Raw genomic sequence first — 2,887 nt, 5'->3', positions numbered from 1 at the left:
GGACCTATCAACGTCGTGGTCTCCGACGACTCTTATTAACGGATATCTCATCTTCAGGTGAGTTTCGCACTTAGATGCTTTCAGCGCTTATCTCATCCCAGCGTCGCTACCCGGCGCTGCAACTGGCGTCACAACCGGTGCACGAGCGGCTGGTCCAACTCGGTCCTCTCGTACTAAAGTCAGGTCCTGTCAAATATCCTACGCCCACCACAGATAGGGACCGAACTGTCTCACGACGTTCTGAACCCAGCTCGCGTGCCACTTTAATCGGCGAACAGCCGAACCCTTGGGACCTTCTCCAGCCCCAGGACGTGACGAGCCGACATCGAGGTGCCAAACCTCCCCGTCGATATGAGCTCTTGGGGGAGATCAGCCTGTTATCCCCGGCGTACCTTTTATCCTTTGAGCGATGGCCCTTCCATGCGGAACCACCGGATCACTATATCCGTCTTTCGACCCTGCTCGGCTAGTCGGCCTCACAGTCAAGCCCACTTATGCTATTGCGCTCTGCGTACGGTTACCAAGCGTACTGAGTGGACCTTTGAAAGCCTCCGATACATTTTTGGAGGCGACCACCCCAGTCAAACTACCCAGCAGACACTGTCTCCGTTGCCAGATTAGGTGCCAAACAACACAAGGGTGGTATTTCAACGTTGACTCCCCAAGACCTGGCGGCCCTGGCTCATAGTCTCCCACCTATCCTACACATGTGTTGTCCAGCATCAATGTCAACCTATAGTAAAGGTGCACGGGGTCTTTCCGTCCCGTGGCGGGTACTCGGCATCTTCACCGAGACTACAATTTCACCGAGCTCATGGCTGAGACAGCGCCCAGATCGTTACACCATTCGTGCAGGTCGGAACTTACCCGACAAGGAATTTCGCTACCTTAGGACCGTTATAGTTACGGCCGCCGTTTACCGGGGCTTCGATTCAAACCTTCGCTTGCGCTAAGTTCCCCTCTTAACCTTCCGGCACCGGGCAGGTGTCAGGCCTTATACTTCCGCTTACGCGTTCGCAAAGCCATGTGTTTTTGTTAAACAGTCGCCTGGGCCTTTTCACTGCGGCTTCTTGCATTGCTGCAAGGAAGCGTCCCTTCTCCCGAAGTTACAGGACCATTTTGCCGAGTTCCTTGGCCATGATTCACTCGAGCGCCTCAGGATTCTCTCCTTGACTACCTGTGTCGGTTTGCGGTACGGGCTAGCAAGCAGTAAACGCTTAGCAGGTTTTCTTGGCAGTCTGATTAGGAGAACTATCCCATTGGCCGAAGCCGCTAGGTACTATCATGTTTCAGCTAGGTGGGCGTACTTAACTACCCTCCCAAAACCTACGCACTTCAACGGGCACTTCCGTCCGCCCGCGTCTCTTTCACTTCTGCGTCACTGCATCACTCCACTTACTAGGTGCGGGAATATCAACCCGCTGTCCATCGACGTAGCCTCTCGGCATAGCCTTAGGTCCCGACTAACCCTGCTCCGATTAGCGTTGAGCAGGAAACCTTAGTCTATCGGCGAGGGGGTTTCTCACCCCCTTTATCGTTACTCATGCCTACATTTGCTTTTCCAGCCGCTCCAGCATACCTGACGATACACCTTCACCGCTGCTGGAATGCTCCCCTACCACTTGCACATAATGCAAATCCATCGCTTCGGTACCGGACTTGATGCCCGTGTATTATCGATGCCCTCTCGCTCGACCAGTGAGCTGTTACGCACTCTTTAAAGGAATGGCTGCTTCCAAGCCAACCTCCTGGCTGTCAAAGCAAGTGGACCTCCTTTGTTCAACTTAGTCCGAATTTAGGGACCTTAGCGGATGGTCTGGGTTCTTTCCCTCTCGGCATGGGACCTTAGCACCCCACGCCTCACTGCCGAGTATATCAACGGGCATTCGGAGTTCGTCAGGATTCGGTAGGCTGTGACACCCCCTAGTCCTATCGGTAGCTCTACCTCCCGCTGACTCCACCTCGACGCTGTACCTAAATACATTTCGGGGAGTACGAGCTATTTCTCAGTTTGATTGGCCTTTCACCCCTACCCTCAAGTCATCCAAATCCTTTTCAACGGAAACTGGTTCGGTCCTCCAGTTGGTGTTACCCAACCTTCAACCTGCTCAAGGGTAGATCACAAAGTTTCGCGTCTACCCCCTCTGACTCTGCGCCCTATTCAGACTCGCTTTCGCTGCGGCTCCATGACTTCAGTCATTTAACCTTGCCAGAGAGGAGTAACTCGTAGGCTCATTATGCAAAAGGCACGCTATCACCCCACAAAAGGGCTCTAACTGCTTGTAAGCACACGGTTTCAGGTTCTTTTCACTCCGGTATTCCCGGTTCTTTTCACCTTTCCCTCACGGTACTAGTTCACTATCGGTCTCTCAGGAGTATGTAGCCTTAGCGGATGGTGCCGCTGGATTCAGACGGGGTTTCTCCGGCCCCGCCCTACTCAGGAATCCTCTACCGTGAATAATCAGTTCGCTTACCGGACTCTCACCGTCTATGGTTGACTTTCCCACGTCATTCAGCTAAGATTACTCAATCAGATGTTGAGGTCCTACAACCCCGCAGTGGCCGTGACCACTGTGGTTTGGGCTCCTCCCCGTTCGCTCGCCACTACTTGGGGAATCATATGTTATTTTCTGTTCCTCCGGGTACTTAGATGTTTCAGTTCCCCGGGTTTGCCTCTCGTGTCCTATAGACACCAGATCTTACTTCTTCAAAGTAAGGGGTTGCCCCATTCGGAAATGCCAGGATCACGTGGTATGTGCCCATCCCCTGGCCTTATCGCAGCTTATCACGTCCTTCATCGCCTCTGAGAGCCTAGGCATCCCCCGTGTGCCCTTGTCTACTTCTCAGTAGGAGACGACTCGAAAGCCGTCTCGGCTCGGGTGACTAA

Annotated in this window: 1 rRNA gene; it reads right to left on the bottom strand. The window is 53.4% G+C overall.

The annotated features are described in order from the left end of the window. Positions 1-2,846 (bottom strand): 23S ribosomal RNA (locus ACYVGU_RS21385); the annotation flags it as partial. Between the last annotated feature and the right edge of the window lie 41 nt (positions 2,847-2,887).

The organism is Hymenobacter tenuis, from assembly GCF_054780495.1.
The sequence above is the reverse complement of the archived record's forward strand: the minus strand, read 5'-3'. Positions and strand labels throughout refer to the sequence as shown.